At 67.9% G+C, this 18,467-nt stretch carries 16 protein-coding genes; 12 read left to right on the top strand and 4 right to left on the bottom strand.

Going from position 1 to position 18,467, the window contains the following annotated elements; translation table 11 throughout:
• Positions 1-137: 137 nt before the first annotated feature.
• The 4 genes from AC5P8C_RS10190 (at position 138) to ubiM (ending at position 3,563) form a co-directional block, all read left to right on the top strand.
• On the top strand, positions 138-1,298 hold the full coding sequence (locus tag AC5P8C_RS10190; RefSeq protein WP_111098978.1) for a COG3904 family protein: 1,161 nt from the start codon (positions 138-140) through the stop codon (positions 1,296-1,298).
• Positions 1,299-1,357: 59 nt separating this feature from the next.
• Positions 1,358-1,903: a DUF4019 domain-containing protein gene (locus tag AC5P8C_RS10195; RefSeq protein ID WP_019659159.1), complete on the top strand. Its 546-nt coding sequence runs from the start codon at positions 1,358-1,360 to the stop codon at positions 1,901-1,903.
• Positions 1,904-1,914: 11 nt separating this feature from the next.
• Positions 1,915-2,304, top strand: coding sequence for an MAPEG family protein (locus AC5P8C_RS10200; protein WP_495218690.1), 390 nt, complete (start codon positions 1,915-1,917; stop codon positions 2,302-2,304).
• 80 nt (positions 2,305-2,384) lie between these two features.
• Positions 2,385-3,563: a 5-demethoxyubiquinol-8 5-hydroxylase UbiM gene (gene ubiM, locus AC5P8C_RS10205; RefSeq protein ID WP_021203643.1), complete on the top strand. Its 1,179-nt coding sequence runs from the start codon at positions 2,385-2,387 to the stop codon at positions 3,561-3,563.
• An 11-nt stretch (positions 3,564-3,574) separates the two neighbouring features.
• Here the strand turns inward: ubiM and AC5P8C_RS10210 are convergent, their stop codons facing one another.
• Positions 3,575-3,796, bottom strand: a complete 222-nt coding sequence (locus AC5P8C_RS10210; protein WP_233653071.1) for an RNA-binding S4 domain-containing protein — start codon at positions 3,794-3,796, stop codon at positions 3,575-3,577.
• Positions 3,797-4,060: 264 nt separating this feature from the next.
• Between AC5P8C_RS10210 and AC5P8C_RS10215 the strand changes: the two genes are divergently transcribed.
• The 6 genes from AC5P8C_RS10215 to AC5P8C_RS10240 all read left to right on the top strand — a co-directional run bounded on the left by AC5P8C_RS10215 (position 4,061) and on the right by AC5P8C_RS10240 (position 13,730).
• The gene (locus AC5P8C_RS10215; protein ID WP_495218693.1) at positions 4,061-6,007 is read left to right on the top strand and encodes a DEAD/DEAH box helicase; all 1,947 of its coding nucleotides are present in this window, start codon (positions 4,061-4,063) and stop codon (positions 6,005-6,007) included.
• A 231-nt stretch (positions 6,008-6,238) separates the two neighbouring features.
• Positions 6,239-8,662 (top strand): putative bifunctional diguanylate cyclase/phosphodiesterase, encoded by a 2,424-nt coding sequence (locus AC5P8C_RS10220; protein ID WP_019659154.1) that lies wholly within the window; start codon positions 6,239-6,241, stop codon positions 8,660-8,662.
• Positions 8,663-8,771: 109 nt separating this feature from the next.
• Positions 8,772-10,436, top strand: coding sequence for a sensor domain-containing diguanylate cyclase (locus AC5P8C_RS10225; RefSeq protein ID WP_495218695.1), 1,665 nt, complete (start codon positions 8,772-8,774; stop codon positions 10,434-10,436).
• A gap of 34 nt (positions 10,437-10,470) precedes the next feature.
• Positions 10,471-11,193 carry a pseudouridine synthase gene (locus AC5P8C_RS10230; RefSeq protein WP_019659152.1) on the top strand — a complete coding sequence of 241 codons (723 nt, stop codon included), beginning with the start codon at positions 10,471-10,473 and terminating at the stop codon, positions 11,191-11,193.
• 143 nt (positions 11,194-11,336) lie between these two features.
• Entirely contained in the window at positions 11,337-12,407 is a 1,071-nt protein-coding gene (locus AC5P8C_RS10235) for a sensor domain-containing diguanylate cyclase (RefSeq protein WP_134729404.1), read from the top strand.
• A 162-nt stretch (positions 12,408-12,569) separates the two neighbouring features.
• Positions 12,570-13,730 (top strand): AAA family ATPase, encoded by a 1,161-nt coding sequence (locus tag AC5P8C_RS10240; protein ID WP_495218697.1) that lies wholly within the window; start codon positions 12,570-12,572, stop codon positions 13,728-13,730.
• Between the two features lie 30 nt (positions 13,731-13,760).
• On the opposite strand, the gene AC5P8C_RS10245 is transcribed toward AC5P8C_RS10240, so the two are convergent.
• Positions 13,761-14,708: a DMT family transporter gene (locus AC5P8C_RS10245; protein ID WP_010486385.1), complete on the bottom strand. Its 948-nt coding sequence runs from the start codon at positions 14,706-14,708 to the stop codon at positions 13,761-13,763.
• A 78-nt stretch (positions 14,709-14,786) separates the two neighbouring features.
• On the opposite strand from AC5P8C_RS10245, the gene AC5P8C_RS10250 reads away from it, so the two are divergent.
• Positions 14,787-15,401, top strand: coding sequence for a Pr6Pr family membrane protein (locus AC5P8C_RS10250; RefSeq protein ID WP_495218699.1), 615 nt, complete (start codon positions 14,787-14,789; stop codon positions 15,399-15,401).
• Here the strand turns inward: AC5P8C_RS10250 and AC5P8C_RS10255 are convergent.
• Both AC5P8C_RS10255 and AC5P8C_RS10260 read right to left on the bottom strand, forming a co-directional pair.
• Positions 15,322-16,197: a DUF72 domain-containing protein gene (locus AC5P8C_RS10255; protein ID WP_495218700.1), complete on the bottom strand. Its 876-nt coding sequence runs from the start codon at positions 16,195-16,197 to the stop codon at positions 15,322-15,324. The genes AC5P8C_RS10250 and AC5P8C_RS10255 overlap by 80 nt on opposite strands.
• On the bottom strand, positions 16,194-16,637 hold the full coding sequence (locus AC5P8C_RS10260; RefSeq protein ID WP_019659146.1) for a VOC family protein: 444 nt from the start codon (positions 16,635-16,637) through the stop codon (positions 16,194-16,196). Before AC5P8C_RS10260 ends, AC5P8C_RS10255 begins: the two co-directional genes overlap by 4 nt.
• A gap of 110 nt (positions 16,638-16,747) precedes the next feature.
• Here AC5P8C_RS10260 and AC5P8C_RS10265 point away from each other — a divergent pair, with 110 nt between their 5' ends.
• Positions 16,748-18,307, top strand: a complete 1,560-nt coding sequence (locus AC5P8C_RS10265) for a serine hydrolase (RefSeq protein ID WP_019659145.1) — start codon at positions 16,748-16,750, stop codon at positions 18,305-18,307.
• Positions 18,308-18,467 lie beyond the last annotated feature (160 nt).

Below are 18,467 nucleotides of genomic sequence, written 5' to 3' on the forward strand. Positions count from 1 at the left end.
GCGTGGATGGAGTGGTGCAAGACGCTGTAATGAAAAGGTTGGAGCCAGAGGGTCAGAAGGGGTTCAGTGCCACGCGCTGAACGGGTGCCCCGGACGGGTAGACTGTGGCTCCTGCTCACGTGAAGACTGGTTGCCCGATGTCCGCCAAACGCCGCTGGTTGCCCCTGTTGTGCCTGGCCCTGGCGGGCTGCAGCCAGCTGGAAAATCCGGGCAATGTGACTGCTGCCGACAAGGCGGCGCGGGCACCGGCCAGCGATGGCGAGAACATGGTGTCGATCAATGCGGCCGATGCACCGCCACCGCCAGCGCCGCCGCGCAGCCAGGCGGATCGGCCGTGGCCGCAGGCGCAGCTTGAGAATGGCCGTGCCTGGGTCAGCTGCAGCACGGAATATGCTGGCGATGCCGGCGACGGTGTCGAGCTGGAAGGCCTGCAGCGCGAGCAGATCACTCAGGCGCTGGCGCCGTGCGCCGAGCGCGGCCTGATGCGCGTGCGTTACGCCGGCAAGATCAATCCGGGCTTCGCCGAGATGATGTGGCGGTTGGCGGTGGTCGCCGACCAGCAGAAGATCCACAAGCGCATCCTCGATCTGGATTCCAGCGGCGGCCAGGTGGAATCGGCGATCGTTGCCGGTGACAGCATCGGTGAATCCGGCTGGACCATCTGGGTGCGCGAAGGCTCGATCTGCCACAGCGCCTGCGTGTTCGTGCTGGCCGCCGGTGACAACCGCCTGCTGTCGGGCAAGGTCGGCATCCACCGCATGATGCGGATCAGCTCCAAGGCCACCTCGCGCGCGGAACTCAACCGCGAGCTGCACGAGGTCTACGACAACGTGAAGGACTATTTGCAGCGCAATGGCGTGGCGGTGGGCGTGGCCGATCTGATGATGACCGTGCCCAACCGCAGCCTGCGCCTGCTGACTCCGGACGAGCTGCGCCAGTACGGCCTGGATGGTACCAATGCGGTGCAGGATGATCTGGAACGGATCAAGCAGATGCGTGCCTGCGGCGATGATTTCGTGCAGCGCAAGGACGCGTTCCTGGTCGCCTTCGACCAGCAATGCAAGCGCGAAGGCGCCGACATGGAGTCGATCAACAGCTGCGGCCAGGCGTTGAAACAGCGCTTCGGCTTTCCCGACGCGGTGTGCCCGGACGAAAGCCCGCTGTCGGAGATCGATGTGGCGACGCTGCCCCCGGCACCGCCGGAACCGCCGATGGCCGAGCAGGCAGCCGACGATGCAGGCAAGTCTGCGGCGCAGGCCGATGCGGCGGCGGTGGAAGGCAACGCCCACGCGCGCTGACGAACCGCTCACCGCGCTGGCGTAGACTGCGGTCCTTTCCTCGAGAACCGGCGGTGTCCATGAAGCGCGCGCTCCTGCTGCTGTCCCTGCTGCCCCTGACTGCGTTGGCGCAGGCACCTGCGCCGGCCACGCCGGCACCGGCACCCGCGCGCCCGGCCCCGGCATCGCCGGCGGCTGCGAAACCGGCCACCGCCGGCGCTCCGGCATTGACCGCCGCGCAGCAGGCCCAGGTGCAGAAGCAGGACGCCGAAATGGGCGCGGCTGCGTTGAAGGCGGCGCAGCTGGTCGATGCCAACCGCGCCGGCGAACTGTGGGATGGCGCTTCGGCCGTCGCCCGTCGTGCGGTGCCGAAGGCCGCCTTCGTCAGCCAGCTGACCACCGAGCGTGCGCGCCTGGGGGCGTTGGCCGGGCGTGGCCAGCCGACCATCACCCGGGTCAAGTACAGCGCCGGTGCTGCGGTACCGGAAGGGCTGTACATCAACGTCAGCTTCCCGACCCGTTTCGCCAACAGCGCGCAGCCGGTGCGCGAGCTGGTCTCGTTCCGTTTCGACGAAGACCAGGTGTGGCGCCTGGCCGGTTACAGCCTGCGTGCGTCGGCACCCTGAAGAGATGAGCGATGGCAACTGAACTGGCAATGCTGGCCTGGTCGATCGTGCTCGGCTTCGTGTACATCTTCGCCACCTCCACCGTGGTCACCCGCGAGCGCGGGATGAAGTGGAATGCCTCGGCACGCGATGGCGATGCAATGCCGCTCAGCCCGCTGGCCGGCCGCCTGCAGCGGGCCCAGGCCAACTTCCTGGAAACCTTCCCGTTCTTCGCCGCTGCCGCCATTGCAGTAGTCGTGTCCGGTCGCGGCAACGGCACCACGGCGCTGGCTGCGCAGGCCTACTTCTGGGCGCGTGTGGTCTATCTGCCCCTGTACGCGGCCGGCGTGCCCTACCTGCGTAGCCTGGTGTGGCTGGTGTCGCTGCTGTCGATCCTGGCGCTGGTGTTCGCGTTGTTGTGACCCGCGCCTGATCCAGATCAAGGACGGTCAGGCGCGCGGCGCTATGCTGGCCCGGACTGAATCAACGGCAGGAGACGCGCATGCGCAGGATGGACGTGGTGGTGGTCGGCGCCGGACCGGCGGGCCTGTGCTTCGCTCGGGCGCTGGCCGGCAGTGGCCTGCAGGTCGGGCTGGTCGAAGTTCAACCGCGCCAGGCGCTGGCCGAGGCCGCCTTCGATGGCCGCGAGATCGCGTTGACCCATGCCTCGCGGCAGAGCATGGAGCAGCTGGGGCTGTGGCAGCGCCTGCCGCCGGCCGAAGTCGCTGAACTGCGCGATGCCAAGGTGATGAACGGCGGTTCGCCGTTCGCGCTGACCTTCGCCAGCAGCCAGGTCGACGGCCAGCCGCTGGGCTGGCTGGTGCCCAACCATCTGATCCGCCGCGCTGCATGGGATGCCGTGCAGGACCAGGATGGTCTGGACCTGTTCGACGGGCGCAAGGTGCAGCGCGTCCAGGCCGATGCGCAGGGCCACGTGGTCAGACTCGATGACGGCAGCCAACTGCACGCCCGCCTGCTGGTCGCGGCTGACAGCCGCTTCTCCGCCACCCGCCGCATGCTTGGCATCGGTGCGCAGATGCGCGACTTCGGCAAGTCGATGCTGGTGTGCCGCATGCAGGTCGAGCGCGACCATCACCACACGGCCTGGGAATGGTTCGGTTACGGCCGCACCATGGCGCTGCTGCCGCTCAACGAGGGCCAGGCATCGGCGGTGATCACGCTGCCGCCGCGGCAGATCGAAGAACTGCTGGCGATGGATGAGGTGGCCTTCGGCGATGCCATCAGTGCGTGCTTTGAACATCGCCTGGGCCGCATGCAGCCGGTGGCGACGCCGCAGGCGTACCCGCTGGTAGGTGTGTACGCGCACCGTTTCGTCGGCGAGCGTTCTGCGCTGATCGGCGATGCCGCAGTCGGCATGCATCCGGTCACCGCGCATGGCTTCAACCTGGGCCTGGCCAGCGCACAGCGGCTGGCGCAGGGCATCGTCGCGCAGCAGCGTCGCGGTGCCGACATTGCCGCCGCCGGCATGCTGACCAGCTACCAGCGGGGTCATCGGCTGGCGTCGCGGCCGCTGTACGAGGCCACCAATGCGATCGCCAGCCTGTACACCGACGACCGTCGCCCGGCGCGCCTGCTGCGTGCGGCTGGCCTGCGCCTGGCGCAGGGCGTGGCACCGTTCAGGCAGCTGATCGCCTCGCACCTGACCCAGCGCGTGGCCTGAACGGCTTCAGATCAGCCGGCAGCCAGCACTCGGATCTGGCTGCCGGAAAATTCGACCACCTGGCCCGCGCGGATCTTGCAGGCCTTGCGCAGCTCGATTTCGCCATCGACCCGCACCTGGCCTTCACCGATGACCATCTTGGCCTCGCCGCCGCTGGTGACCAGGTCGGCCAGCTTGAGCAGCTGCTTGAGTTCGACGTAGTCACCGTCGAGGTCGAATTCGAGAATCTGCATGGAGCGGGTTCCTGGGAAGAGGGCGCAGGCCAGCGGCCGGGCCGGGAAGCGGGCGCGTATTGTGCGCCAGCACGGGCTCGACGGCACGCGCACGGAAAGCTGTACGCCTCGTTCAGGATCAATGCGGTATCATCCCGCTCTGAGCGAGTGAAATCTCCTCCGACCGAGCAGCGCCAGGGCACGCGATAAGAAGGGCGCCCAAAGCGCGGACCATCCCTTTTTTATCGCACTGCCAGGAAGACGGCAGTGCCTTCGGAGTTCCCCATGTCCCAAGATTCCCAAGCGCCGCTGCAGTTCGCGCAGCTCGGCCTGTCCGAGCCCGTGATGCAGGCGGTCACCGCCATCGGCTACGAAACCCCGTCGCCGATCCAGGCCGCCACCATCCCGGCGATGCTGGAAGGCCGCGACGTGCTGGGCCAGGCCCAGACCGGTACCGGCAAGACCGCTGCGTTCGCACTGCCGGTACTGTCCAACATCGACCTGCAGCAGATCAAGCCGCAGGCCCTGATCCTGGCGCCGACCCGCGAACTGGCCATCCAGGTCGCCGAGGCGTTCCAGTCCTACTCGTCGAAGATCCCGGGCTTCCGCGTGCTGCCGGTGTACGGCGGCCAGCCTTACGGGCAGCAGCTGTCGGCGCTGCGCCGTGGCGTGCATATCGTGGTCGGTACCCCCGGTCGCGTGATCGACCACCTGGACCGCAGCACCCTGGACCTGTCCGAGCTGAAGACCCTGGTGCTGGACGAAGCCGATGAAATGCTGCGCATGGGCTTCATCGACGACGTCGAAGCGGTACTGAAGAAGCTGCCGGAGCAGCGCCAGGTGGCCCTGTTCTCGGCCACCATGCCGCCGCAGATCCGCCGCATCGCGCAGACCTACCTGCAGGATCCGGTGGAAGTGACCATTGCGGCCAAGACCACCACCTCGGCCAACATCCGCCAGCGTTACTGGTGGGTGAGCGGCATGCACAAGCTGGATGCGCTGACCCGCATCCTGGAAGTCGAGCCGTTCGACGCGATGATCATCTTCGCGCGCACCAAGGCCGGCACCGAAGAACTGGCCAGCAAGCTGCAGGCCCGTGGCCTGGCCGCTGCCGCCATCAACGGCGACATGCAGCAGGCCCAGCGTGAGCGCACCATCGCCATGCTGAAGGAAGGCAAGCTGGACATCCTGGTTGCCACCGACGTGGCTGCGCGCGGCCTGGACGTGGAGCGCATCAGCCACGTGCTGAACTACGACATCCCGTACGACACCGAAAGCTACGTGCACCGCATCGGCCGTACCGGTCGCGCCGGCCGCAGCGGCGAGGCGATCCTGTTCGCGACCCCGCGCGAGAAGGGCATGCTGCGCCAGATCGAGCGCGCCACCCGCCAGCCGATCGAAGAGATGCAGCTGCCGAGCGTGGAAGCGGTCAACGACACCCGCATCAACAAGTTCACCTCGCGCATCAGCGAAACCCTGGGTGCCGGTGGCCTGGACTTCTACCGCCAGCTGCTGGAGCGCTTCGAGAACGAGCAGAACGTGCCGGCCATCGAGATCGCCGCCGCGCTGGCCAGGATGCTGCAGGGTGACACCCCGTTCCTGCTGCAGCCGCCGGTGCGTGCCCCGCGTGAAGAGCGCGCCCCGCGCGAGCGTTTCGACCGTGGCGACCGTCCGGAGCGTGGCGATCGCTTCGACCGCAACGAGCGCGGTCCGCGCTTCGAGCGTGGCCCGCGTCGCGAAGACGCCGAAGGTGGTTTCGAGCAGCGTCCGCGCCGTGAGGTTCCGCCGCGTGGTGCACCGGAGCAGGGCATGGAGACCTACCGCATTTCGGTGGGCCATCAGCATGGCGTGAAGCCGGCCAACATCGTCGGCGCCATTGCCAACGAAGCGGGCCTGGAAAGCCGCTTCATCGGCCGCATCGACATCCACGACGACTTCTCGCTGCTGGACCTGCCGGCACAGATGCCGCCGGACGTGCTGTCGCACCTGCAGAAGGTGTGGGTGTCCGGCCAGCAGCTGCAGATGCGTGCGCTGGCTCCGGGTGAAGACACCAACCCGGCCCCGCGTCCGTTCAAGCCGCGCTTCGACAAGCGTGGCCCGGGCGGCCCGGGTGGCCCACGTCGTGGTGGCCCGGGTGGTCCGGGTGGCCATGGTGGCGACCGCGGCGGTGACCGCGACAGCCGCCCGCCGCGTCGTGACGGCTTCAAGCCGCGCGGCCCGCGCAGCTTCTAAGCCGCACCCGCAGCCGTCCATAACAACGCCAGCCCCCGGGCTGGCGTACAGGAAAAGGGGACGGAGGGGATTAAGTCGTAAATGGCAGGCCATGCGCTTATGCCGAAAACGACTTAATCCCCTCCGTCCCCTTTTTCCGTCCCCTTTTTCGCATGGCCCACACATTGCCGGTCATAGGCTGGGCCGGTTCCAAGGCAGGTTGTCACCGCAGCACATTCGGGGGGATCCGGGATGGGTAGAAGTGGCACGGACCAGCAGAGCCGGCGGGTGCCGATGACCCGTGGGCTGGGATTGCGCTTTGCGTTGTTGACGGGCATGGCGATCGGGCTGGTCGCATTGTCCGCGTTGATCCAGGAACTGCAGGCGGCTTCGACGGCCTGGATCGCCGGGCAGGGTTACTGGTCACGCGGGCAGCAGGATGCCACTGCTGCGCTGAGCCGCTACCTGGCGCGCGGCCATGCCCAGGACCTGGAGGACGCGCGCCAGGCCCTGCGGATTCCGTTGGGAGATCTGCAGGCCCGGTTGGCGCTGGAACAGGCGGTACCGGACGAGGAGAAGGCCCGGCAGGGCTTCCTGCAGGGTGGCAACGCGCATGCCGATATCCCGCGTCTGGTGTTCTCGTTCCGCTATGCACGCGACATCGGCGCCTTCCGCCAAGCAACCGCGTTGTGGCGGCAGACCGACGATGACCTGTTGGCGGTGCAGCGGCTGGTCGCCGAGCTGCAGTCGGCGCACGCCGAAGGCACGCTGCCAGTGGCCGACCGCGACCGTTACCTGCAACAGCTGCGCGATCTGGACCGGCGGCTGCAGGTGCAGGCGCAGTCGTTTTCCCGAGCGTTGCTGCGCATGGCCACGATGGTGCGGATCGCCACGCTCGTGGTTGGTGGGCTGTCGGTGCTTGCGATCAGCCTGATGGCGGTGGCCCTCGCGCGCCGCGTCGGCAAGGACCTGACCGAACATGAAAGCCGCTTCCGCGCCGCCTTCTATCAGGCCAATGTCGGCATGCTCAAGCTCGACACCGAAGGCAAGGTGATCGAAGCCAACCAGGCGATGGCCGATATCCTCGACTACCGGCGCGACGTGCTGCTGCAGATGTCGTTGGGCGATCTGCTGATGGACGGCGAGCTTGTCATCGATGGGGTGGGCCGTATCGACTGGGACCGGCAGCTGCGGCCGAGCGAACTGCGCTTCCGCCGTCGCGATGGCAGCCTGGTCTGGGGGCGCTGGAGCGGCACCGGCGTGCGCAGCGCCGCCGGTGGCCTGTCGGTGTTCGCGATCATCGAGGACGTCAGCCAGAACCATGCACTGGCGCGCGAGATCGAGCACCACGCCAGCCATGACCCGCTGACCGGCCTGATCAACCGCCGCGAGATTGAACGGCTGCTGGAACGCGCGCTGTTGCAGGTGCGCAGCGAAGGCGGCACGCACGCGCTGTGCTATATCAACCTGGACCATTTCAAGCTGGTCAACGACAGCTTCGGCCATGCCGCCGGTGACCAGATGCTGCGCAGTTTCGCCGACTATCTGGTGGCGGCGGTGCGTGATGGTGACTGGGTCGGCCGGCTGGGTGCGGACGAGTTCGCGGTGTTCCTCGCCCATGCCGGGCAGGATGAGGCCAAGCGCGTGCTGCAGCGGGTGATCCGCAACCTGGGCCAGGCCACGTTTCCGATCAGCGAGGGCAGCCCGCAGCTGAGCTGCAGCATCGGCGTGGTCGAGGTCAGTGCAGATGCGCCGGACGTGAACTGGTTGATGAGTGCCGCCGACAGCGCCTGCTATGCCGCCAAGCAGGCCGGGCGCAACCGCGTGCACTGCTTCAATGAGAACCGCATGGCGCTGGAGGAGCGGCGGCAGGAGGCCGAGCGCCTGCAGGGCGTCAGCCTGGCGATGGCCGAGAATCGCATGCTGCTGTATGCACAGCGCATCGCCCGCGTGGGGGATCCGTCTTACCTGCACTACGAGGTGCTGGTGCGCATGCGTGGCACCGATGGCAGCCTGCATCTGCCCGGCCAGTTCATGCCGGCGGTGGAGCGCTATGGCATGGCGGTGGCGCTGGACCGGCACGTGCTCGGGCTGCTGTTCCGCCACCTGCAGGTGTGCCCGGCGCACGTGCGCCAGCTGGGCCTGTGCAACGTCAACGTGTCCGCGCAGTCGATCGCCGAGCCGGGATTCCTCGCCTTCGTCTGCGACCTGCTCGAGCGCAACCGCGCGCTGGCCTCCAAGCTGTGCTTCGAGATCACCGAGACTGCGGCGATCAGCAACCTCAGCCAGGCCCGCGCCTTCATCGATGCGGTGAAGGCACGGGGGTGCCGGATGGCGCTGGATGACTTCGGCTCCGGCCTGTCTTCCTTCGGCTACCTGCGCCAGTTGCCGGCGGACATCCTGAAGATCGACGGCGCCTTCGTGCGCGACATGGATACCGACCCTGTCAGCCACGCCACGGTGCGCGCGATCAGCGAGCTCGGGCGCGAGCTGCAGATGGAAGTGGTGGCCGAGTGGGTGGAGACCGCCGAGGTTGCCGGTGCGCTGACCCGGCTTGGCGTACAGGGGCTGCAGGGCTATGCCATCGAACGGCCGCAGCCGCTGGAGCGGCTGACCCTGGTCGATCTGCGCCCGGTACGGCTGGTCGCGGTGAAGGGGCCGCCGGCGGCTGGCTGAACCGCGGGCGCCGACTTTGGTGTACACATGCGTGGCGTGCCCGGCTGCGATAATGCGCGTCAGGGGCGGCGCGGAGTGGGCGCGGACGTAAGCAGGAACAGGACGTGGCGTGGGCGGCAGGCAGTGGCGGTATGGAACAGGAGCGGTGCTGGCCGTCCTGATGGTGTGGTTGGCGTTGCCGTGGCCGCTTCAGGCTGCAGAGGCCGTGTCGGGCCATGATTATCTCCTGGTCGGCGGCGCTACCGACGAGCCGACGCCGCACCGCGCATGCACGCCGCAGATGCTGTCCGGCGCCCGCCAGCAGGTGCTGATACCGGCTCCGCCGCAGGGCTGGTCAGGCCAACCGCAGGCGCTGGACGTGTTCAACGTCTTTGCCGGTGAAGTGCGCGTCCAGCATGGTGACCGCGAGATCTGCGGCAACATGCATGACGCGCGCACCCGCGATTCACGTTTCCGGGCTGGCATCGGCCTGGTGGCGGTACCGCCGGCCGGCAGCCGTGAGCCGTTCCTGGTCTCCTGGCAGACACCGCTGAAGACACGTTGGGTACCGACCCTGCGGCTGGGCGCGCCCAGCCCGGTGCAGCAGAACGACACCGCCCGCCTGCTGGTGCGCGCGGCCTGCATCGCGGTGGCGATCGCGCTGGCGCTGTCGGCGTTGATGGCCTTCCTGACCACCCGGGACCGCAGTTTCCTGGTCTACATCGCCGGCACCACCGTGATGGTGCTGTGGCAGGCAATCCTCGGCGGGCTCAGCGGCTATCCGGAACCCTGGCTGCCGGTGGGCGAGCACGGCGCATGGTGGCTGCTGGCGCTGACCGCTGCGACCCAGGCACTGGTGCTGCCGGCGCTGTGGCGGCTGAACGGAGGCGATCGCGTGCTGCCTCGATCGCGCCCGGCCCAACTGGCGGTGTTGTGGGCCCTGATGGCGCTGGCCGTGCTGGTGCCGTGGCTGCGTTGGGAGCATCTGGCCTGGGTCGCGAAGGGCTTGCAGGTGTCCTATCTGTCCGGATGTGGCCTGGCACTGATGGTCGGCGTCTGGGCACGCTGGCGCGGCGACCGTTGGGCGCAGGCGGGTCTGGCCGCGCTGGCACCGATGCTGGTACTGATCATCGCCGATGCCTGTGGTGCGGCGTGGCTGCTGGAATACCGGGTGGAGGCGCTGCAGCTGGCGGTGACCTGGCTGTTGATGATGGCCGCGTATGCGTTGAACCAGCGGCTGGGCCGGCTGCGCCAGCAGCGTGATGAACTTCGCCAGCTGGCCGAGACCGACGGCCTGACCGGGCTTCCCAACCGTCGCGCCGGACTGCAGCAGCTGGCCCGCCACCTTGAGCGGGTCGACCGCGAGCGTGGCCCGCTGGTGATCGGCTTCCTCGACATCGACCTGTTCAAGGACATCAACGACCGCCATGGTCACGCCGTGGGCGACCTGGTGCTGGTGGCGGTGGCGCGTGCCCTGCGCATGGCAGTGCGCAGCCAGGACGAAGTGGTACGGATGGGCGGCGAAGAGTTCCTGCTGCTGATGCCGGGCATGCCGCGCGAGGCCGCTTCGGCGCGACTGGACCGGTTGCGCCAGCGAATCACCGAGGCTGGCCAGGCCCTGCAGGTGCCGGGGCTGGAGGTGACCGCCAGCATCGGCCTGGCGCAGTGGCGACCGGGCGAGGACGATCTGGCCGGGCTGCTGCGGCGCGCCGACCATGCCATGTACGTGGCAAAGCGGGCGGGCCGCAACCGGGTCTTCGACGGCGAGGAGCTTGATCCGCCCGCCCTGGCATGAAGCGCAGCGGGCGGCGATGCCGGATAATGGGCCGATGACCACCCGACTCAACAAACATATCGCCGACACCGGCTTCTGCTCCCGCCGCGAGGCCGATCGCCTGATCGCCGCGCGCCGCGTTACCGTCAACGGCCATCCGGCCGGTACCGGCGCGGTGGTGGGCGAGGAAGACCAGGTGCTGGTCGACGGCCAGCCGCTGCGCGCCCGCGTGGCACGCAAGCCCGGCGCCCGCCGCCACGTCTACATCGCACTGAACAAGCCGGTAGGCGTCACCTGCACGACCGAAACTTCGGTCAAGGGCAACATCGTCGACTTCGTCGGCCACGAACAGCGCATCTTCCCGATCGGCCGCCTGGACAAGGACTCCGAGGGGTTGATCCTGATGACCAGCAATGGCGACATCGTCAACCAGATCCTGCGCGCCGAAAATGGCCACCAGAAGGAATACCTGGTGGCGGTGAACAAGCCCGTCACCGATGAGTTCCTGCGCGGCATGGCGCGCGGCGTGCGCATCCACGACCAGATGACGCTGCCGTGCAAGACCTCGCGCATCGCCAAGTTCGGTTTCCGCATCACCCTGCAGCAGGGCCTGAACCGGCAGATCCGCCTGATGGCTGCCGAGTTCGGCTATCGCGTGACCCAGCTGCGCCGCGTGCGCATCGACAACATCAAGATCGGCGCGCTGAAGCCGGGCCAGTGGCGCAACCTGACCGAGCAGGAGCTGCAGGGCCTGCTGCCGAAGCAGCTGGACTGGTAACGCGCGGTAGTGCCGGCCGCTGGCCGGCTACTCCAGGCATCGAATGCGCGCGGGATGCCGGCCAGCGGCCGGCACTACCCGTTGTGCGGATTACGCGCCGGCATCAGCTAGACTTTGCAGTGACCTGCCGGAAGTGACGCTGCATGATCAAGCCCGACAAGCCTGCCAACGAAGCCCTCCGGCTCGAGGCGCTGTACCGCTACCGGATCCTTGATTCGCAGCGCGAGAAGTCATTCGACGACCTGGTGGCGATCGCCAAGGCGGTCTGCGGTACCTCGATGGCGGCGGTGACCCTGATTGACGTCGAACGGCAATGGTTCAAGTCGATCCAGGGCATCGACGCGGCGGAAAACCTGCGCAGCGAATCGATGTGTGGCCACGCCATCCTGCAGCCGCACGAGGTCATGGTGGTCGAGGATGCGTTGCAGGACATCCGCTTCCACGACAACCCGGTGGTGACCGGCGACCCGCACATCCGCTTCTACGCCGGTGCGCCGCTGATCAGTTCCGATGGCCTGCCGCTGGGTACGCTGTGCGTGTTCGATGCACAGCCGCAGCACCTGCCAAGCGACAAGGCCGAGGCGCTGGCCGCGCTGTCGCGGCAGGTGATGCTGGTGATGGAGCTGCGCCGTTTCGCGCTCGACATCCAGAACCACATGCTGGAACGCGATGATTACGAGCGCCTGCTGTCGGAGTACCACGACGTGCTGCTGGCGCAGAACGCCGACCTGGCCGAGCAGAGCCGCACCGATGCGCTGACCGGCCTGCCGAACCGCCGCGCGATGGCGGCGGCGCTGGACGAGGCAGTGGCGGTGACCGGGGATCAGCCCGATGTGGCCTGCGTCGCGCTACTGGACATCGACCACTTCAAGCACATCAACGATTTCCAGGGCCACGCCACCGGCGACCGGGTGCTGGCCGAGCTGGGCACGCTGCTGCGCTCGCACTTCGCCGGCCGTGGCATGGCCGCGCGCTATGGCGGCGAGGAGTTCGTGGCGGTGATGCCGGCGACCGACCTGCAAACCGCCGAACTTCAGTGCGAGTTCCTGCGCCTGGCCGTTGCTGATCTGCCGCTGGGGTTCCCGGTCACGATCAGTATTGGAGTAGCCCAGCACCAGCCCGGTGAAAGCGTGGATGAGACGCTGGCACGTGCCGACAAGGCGCTGTACCGGGCCAAGGGCAAAGGTCGCAACCGGGTGGAACGGGCGGACTGAAACACGGCGGTTCGCGCGTTGAACGCATGCGATGCGTGGATGATTCGATGCCGCTCCAGTAGATCCACGCCATGCGTGGATGCTCTTCCCGTTTCACTTGGCGTCGCAGCTCCTGCGATCAGAACCGGCCAGCATGACGCCCTGTTTCCCCGGACGCCGCCCATGCTGCAGACCCTGGCCATCGCCCACTATCGTTCGCTGCACGGGCTCGTACTGCCGCTGCAGCAGTTGAATGTGGTGACCGGTGACAACGGCAGTGGCAAGTCCAGCCTGTACCGTGCCCTGCGCCTGCTGGCCGAGACCGCGCAGGGCGGCGTCGCGGCGGTGCTGGCCCGCGAAGGCGGGCTGGGCTCGGCGCTGTGGGCGGGTCCGGAAAAAATGGACCGTCGGGTTGCTGCCGGCGAAATCCCCCTGCAGGGCGGCCCACGCCAGGAATCGGTGGGATTGAAGTTGGGCTTCGCCACTGACGAATTCGGCTACGCCATCGATCTGGGCTACCCGCCGCCCAGTCGATCGGCCTTCGCACTGGACCCGCAGATCAAGGTGGAGGCGATCTGGTCCGGCCCGTTCCTGCGCAGCGTCAACCTGTTGGTCGACCGTCGTGGAGCGATGGTGCGGCAACGCCATGCGCGCGGCTGGGATCTGGTGGATGACAGGTTGTCGCTGTTCGACAGCCTGTTCACCCAGGTCGGCGATCCGCAGCGCCTGCCGGAAACCATCGCCCTGCGCGAGTACATCCGTCGCTGGCGCTTCTACGACCATTTCCGCAGCGACGCCGATGCACCGGCGCGGCAGCCGGCGATGGCCACGCGCACGCCGGTGCTGCATCACGACGGCCGGGATCTGGCCGCGGCCTGGGTCACCATCCTCGAGATCGGTGACCCGGTGGCGTTGGCACACAGCGTCGACGATGCGTTCCCCGGTGCCACGGTCGGCTTCGAAGAGCTGGACGGTCGACTGGCCCTGCGCTTCCACCAGCCGGGGTTGCTGCGGCCGTTGTCGATGGCCGAACTGTCCGACGGTACGCTGCGCTTCCTGCTGCTGGCTGCTGCGCTGCACACGCCGCGTCCACCGCCGCTGCTGGTGCTCAACGAGCCGGAGACCAGCCTGCATCCGGACCTGCTGCCGGCGCTGGCGCGGCTGATCATCGCAGCCAGTTCGCGCAGCCAGGTATGGGTGGTGTCACACGCCAGCCGCCTGATCGCGGCGCTGGAACAGGCACCAGGGTGCCATTCGCTGCATCTGTACAAGGAACAGGGTCGCACGCTGTTGAGCGGGCAGGGCCTGCTGGATGCGCCGGCCTGGCATTGGCCGCAGCGTTGATACGGGCGTCCACGCCATGCGTGGATGCACTCAATCGGCGATGTTGCGCGCCTCGGCCGTGCCAAGAATCTCCGGATGCTGCACCGGCTTGCGGCGGTTCAGCAGCGGATGCAGGAACACGGCGCCGACGATGATCGCCACGCCCAGGTAGAACCACGGGGTGACTTCGTGCTGCTCGCGCAGCAGCACCACCGCCAGCACCACCGCATAGACCGGCTCCAGGTTGGTCACCAGCTGCACCGTGTAGGCGCTCAGGTGGCGCAGTGCGACCAGGGCCAGGGCAAACGGCAGCAGCGTGCAGAACCCGGCCAGCACCAGCAGCAGGATGCCGTCGTGCAGGTCCGGGACCACCCACAACGGGCTGGCCAGCGCAGGAAGCAGGTAGGGCATCAGCGGCGCCAGCAGGGTCAGGGTGAGGGTGCCCGCACCCAGCTCCAGCGCGGTGACCGTGAGCGGATCGGCGTGGCTGACCATGCGCTTGTTGAGCGAGCCGAACACCGCCACCAGCAGCGCTGAGATCGCGCCGATCAACACACCCAGGCGCATGCCATCGGGCACGCCACCGACCACCAGCGCAACACCCGGCAGCACCGCCAGGCCGAACGCCAGCTCACGCAGCTGGAACGGCCGCTTGGCCACCCACGGTTCGATGATCGAGGTGAACACCGGCGCCAGTGCGATGCAGGTGGCAGCCACCGAGGCATTGGCCAGCTTCACCGCGCCATAGAAGGTCAGCCAATGCAGGGCGACCAGCGCGCCAATGCCGGCGTAGCCGGCGACCAGCCGCAGGGGCAGGGTGCGCAACCCGCGCCAGACCCGTGGCAGCAGGGCCAGCATCGCCGTCACCAGCAGCATGCGCCACCACACCAGCGGCAGTGCGGGCAGGGTGATCAGCTTGCCGAGGATGGCGGTGATGCCCCACAGCAGGACACAGAAGTGGATCTGCCACAGCGCTTTGCGGGTGTCGGGTGTGCTCATCGGCCTATTGTGAGGCAATCGCGCGGCCGTCGGCGATGACTGTGGCATGCTCGCGGCATCGACCCAGAGAACCGAGCCATGGCAGCCGATTGCTCCCTTCTGCGCGGATGGGCCGCACTGACTGCCCTGATGGCGGCAGCCTCGCTGCTGTTGCAGTACCTGTTGCTGGTGCAGGGGCCGGGGGCGGCGGCCGGGATCGGCGTGGCGACGCTGCGTTTCTTCGGCTATTTCACCATTCTCAGCAACCTGGCTGTCTGCGTCGGATGTGGGTGGGTGGTCCTTGGCAGAGTGCTCAAGCCGGCGGTGGCGGCGAGCCTGGCGCTGTGCATCGGTGTGACCGCGTGCGTCTACGTGCTTGCATTGCAGGGGCTGTGGCAACCGACCGGGCTGCAATGGTGGGTCGATGCGGGCCTGCACTATTTCGTGCCTGCCCTGTTCCTGCTGGGGTGGCTGCTGCTGTTGCCGCACGGTGAGCTGCGCTGGCGCGCGCTGGGCGGCGTGCTGCTGGTACCGCTGGCCTACCTTGGCTGGGCGATGCTGGTCGCTGCAACGACCGGACAGGCGCCGTATCCATTCCTCGAACTGCAACGCCTGGGCCTGGCGGCCTTCCTGCTCAACGTGCTGCGCGTTGCGGGCGTGTTCGTGGTGGGCTGGACCCTGCTGTGGGGGCTGGACCGCTGGCGCCGTCGATGAGGCGCTGCAGGGCCATCGCTGCCGCCGGGTTGCGGGCCTTGCCGGCACCGATGCACAGCAGGTAGACCTCGCGCGGGGTTTCCGGGGCGTGCCCGGCCAGACAGGGCAGGTCGTCCACCGGCTCGCCGCGTGACCAGCGTCGCGCGCGTTCAGCCCAGCGCTGCTGCACGGGCGCAGGCAGGCCCTCTTTCAAGCGGGCCTGGCTGCGCTTGATCCGCGCGTAGACGAAGCCCGAACTGACGTCGCCGTGCAGCGGCGCCTCGTCGCTGTCCTCGATCACCAGTGCCACGCCGTGGCGGCGCGCGGCGGCGACCAGTGCGGGGCCATGTGCTGCGGCATTGCGGACCTCCAGCGCATGCTGCAGCGGCACCCCTCCCAGCTGCTTCGGCAGCTGCGCCATCAGCGCGTCCAGTGCATCGGCGTCGGCCGGGTGGCGTGGATCGAACTGCCACAACAACGGGCCAAGCCGGTCACCGAGCGCGATCGCTGCCTGCAGGAAGGGCGCGGCTGCCTCCACCGTGCTGGACAGGTCGCGGCGCTGCACCAGGTAGCGTGGTGCCTTCATCGCAAAGCGGAAGCCTTCCGGCGTCTGCGCGGCCCACTGCGCGCACTGTGCGGCGGTGGGCGTGCGGTAGAAGGTGCCGTTGATTTCGATGCAGCGCAGGGCGCGGCTGGCATGGGCCAGCTCTTCACGCTGCGGCAGGCCCACGGGGTAGAAAACGCCGCCGCGCCATTCGGGAAACACCCAGCCACCGATGCCGCAGCGGATCTCCGCCTGCCGGGCGGTCGCGGTCACTGGCCGTGGTCCGTGCGCCACGGGTCGTAGCTGCCGAACCACCACAGATAGCCTTCCGGGTCGGCGCAGGCATAGCCACGGCCGCCGTAGTCCTGGTCGGCGATGTCGACGACGATGCGGGCACCGGCGGCCTTGGCCCGGGCGTAGTGCGCGTCGGCATCGGTGACGATCACGCAGGCACTCTGGGTCTGGCGGCCGCCGACTTCTCCGGGCAGGACCGCGTGTTCGCTCCACGCGCTCTGGTTGTTAGCCGAGCCGAGCATGATCATGCCGTTGCCGAAGGTGAGCTGGGCATGGAAAACCGTATCGCCATCGGCATACACGGCCTGGGCATGGAAGCCGAAGGCGCGCTGCAGCCAGTCGATGGCAGCCTGCGCATCGCGGTAGCGCAGGCACGGAATGATGGTGGAGCCGTTGCTCGGTTGGCCGTTTCCGCCCATGACACCCCTCCTATGGCACAGGGCAGGGTGCGCCGCAGACCGTTACCATTCCGCGAAACCCCGGTGACGGCCTGCACATGGCCGCCACCCCTGTTCGGAGATCGTGCTGGATGAAACCCTGGATTGGAGGAGCCGTGCTGCTGGCGTGCACGACCATGGCGAGCGCTGCCACCCCGGCGCAGCTGCAGGAGCTGGATGCGACCGTCGAGCGCGTGCGCGCGCAGTTCGACGTGCCCGGTATTGCGGTGGCGGTGGTCAAGGATGGCGAGGTGGTGCTGGAGCGCGGCTGGGGCGTGCGCGAGCAGGGCAAGCCGGAACCGGTGCAGGCCGATACGCTGTTTGCCATTGCGTCCAACACCAAGGCGTTCACCGCCACTTCGCTGAACCTGCTGGCCGAGGACGGCAAGCTGAAGATGGATGACAAGGTGATCGACCATCTGCCGTCGTTCCGCATGTCCGATCCGTTCGTGACCGGGCAGATGACGATCCGCGACCTGCTGTCGCACCGCAGCGGGCTGAGCCTGGGCGCCGGCGACCTGCTGTTCTGGCCGGCCACCTCCTACAGCAATGCCGAAGTAGTCGAACGGCTGGGCAGGGTGCCGCTGAAGGGCGGTTTCCGCGAGAGCTACGCGTACGACAACATCCTGTACGCGGTTGCCCAGCAGGTGATCGAGCATGTCTCGGGCATGAGTTACCAGCAGTTCCTGCAGACGCGCATCTTCGACAAGGTGGGCATGACCGGCACGCGCTACAACGCCGATCACCTGAAGCCGGGCGACAAGGCCGCGGTCGGCCACGCCAAGTACGATTTCAAGGACCTGCGCACCGTTGCGCCGCTGACCTGGTCGAACAATGCCGGCGCCGGCGGCATCTATTCCAGCGCGCACGACATGGCGCGCTGGATGCAGGTGCAGCTGGCCGAAGGCAAGCTGGCCGACGGCACGCCGTTGTTCAGCGAGAAGAGCCAGCAGCAGATGTGGCGGATGATCACGCCGCAGTCGATCCCGGCGCCGAGCGTGCCGGAGCTGGCACCTGCGCGGGCCAACTTCGCCGGCTATGGCGAAGGCTGGAGCCTGAGCGACTACCGTGGGCAGAAGCTGGTCTGGCATACCGGTGGCTGGCCGGGCATGGTTTCGCGGCTGACCCTGGTACCGGGCGAGAAACTGGGCGTGGTGGTGCTGACCAATCAGGAAGTGGGCGCGGCGTTCAATGCGATCACGCTGAGCGTGCTTGATGCCTACCTGGGCGGTGAAAAGCATGACTGGGTGGACGCCTATGCCAAGGCCGTGGCCAAGGGACAGGACAAGGCCGACGAGGCCTGGGCCAAGCACCAGAGCGCACGCGACAAGGGCAGCAGGCCATCGCTGGCGCTGGCCGGCTACACCGGCAGCTTCCGTGACCGCTGGTATGGCGACATGCAGATCAGCGCCGAAGGCAAGGGCCTGCGCCTGCGCTTTGCGAAGACCGCGCAGCTGAGCGGGCGCCTGGAGCACTGGCAGCACGACACCTTCATCGTGCGCTGGGACGACCGTTCGCTCAACGCCGACGCCTTCGTGAACTTCAGCCTGGACCCGGATGGCAAGGTGCGCGAGGTGCGCATGCAGCCGATTTCCGACCTGACCGATTTCAGTTTCGATTTCCAGGACCTGCTGTTCACCCCGGTGAAATGACGCCGCCGGGCGTGCCCCGGCGCTGACGTTTGACGAATCCGATGGGTAGTGCCGGCCGCTGGCCGGCCACTTCAGCTTCCCGGGAGGCGTCACAAGGTTGCCGGCCAGCGGCCGGCACGAACGCAGCCGCAGCGATCGTCGGCCGGCGTACACATGCGGC

The sequence above is a fragment of the Stenotrophomonas sp. YJH_SMC_46 genome (assembly GCF_059370315.1).

Bases quoted from the DNA above. Each gene is read 5' to 3' on its own strand.
- AC5P8C_RS10190 (WP_111098978.1), top strand. From the start codon at position 138: ATGTCCGCCAAACGCCGCTGGTTGCCCCTGTTGTGCCTGGCCCTGGCG.
- AC5P8C_RS10195 (WP_019659159.1), top strand. From the start codon at position 1,358: ATGAAGCGCGCGCTCCTGCTGCTGTCCCTGCTGCCCCTGACTGCGTTG.
- AC5P8C_RS10200 (WP_495218690.1), top strand. From the start codon at position 1,915: ATGGCAACTGAACTGGCAATGCTGGCCTGGTCGATCGTGCTCGGCTTC.
- ubiM (WP_021203643.1), top strand. From the start codon at position 2,385: ATGCGCAGGATGGACGTGGTGGTGGTCGGCGCCGGACCGGCGGGCCTG.
- AC5P8C_RS10210 (WP_233653071.1), bottom strand. From the start codon at position 3,796: ATGCAGATTCTCGAATTCGACCTCGACGGTGACTACGTCGAACTCAAG.
- AC5P8C_RS10215 (WP_495218693.1), top strand. From the start codon at position 4,061: ATGTCCCAAGATTCCCAAGCGCCGCTGCAGTTCGCGCAGCTCGGCCTG.
- AC5P8C_RS10220 (WP_019659154.1), top strand. From the start codon at position 6,239: ATGGGTAGAAGTGGCACGGACCAGCAGAGCCGGCGGGTGCCGATGACC.
- AC5P8C_RS10230 (WP_019659152.1), top strand. From the start codon at position 10,471: ATGACCACCCGACTCAACAAACATATCGCCGACACCGGCTTCTGCTCC.
- AC5P8C_RS10235 (WP_134729404.1), top strand. From the start codon at position 11,337: ATGATCAAGCCCGACAAGCCTGCCAACGAAGCCCTCCGGCTCGAGGCG.
- AC5P8C_RS10240 (WP_495218697.1), top strand. From the start codon at position 12,570: ATGCTGCAGACCCTGGCCATCGCCCACTATCGTTCGCTGCACGGGCTC.
- AC5P8C_RS10245 (WP_010486385.1), bottom strand. From the start codon at position 14,708: ATGAGCACACCCGACACCCGCAAAGCGCTGTGGCAGATCCACTTCTGT.
- AC5P8C_RS10250 (WP_495218699.1), top strand. From the start codon at position 14,787: ATGGCAGCCGATTGCTCCCTTCTGCGCGGATGGGCCGCACTGACTGCC.
- AC5P8C_RS10260 (WP_019659146.1), bottom strand. From the start codon at position 16,637: ATGGGCGGAAACGGCCAACCGAGCAACGGCTCCACCATCATTCCGTGC.
- AC5P8C_RS10265 (WP_019659145.1), top strand. From the start codon at position 16,748: ATGAAACCCTGGATTGGAGGAGCCGTGCTGCTGGCGTGCACGACCATG.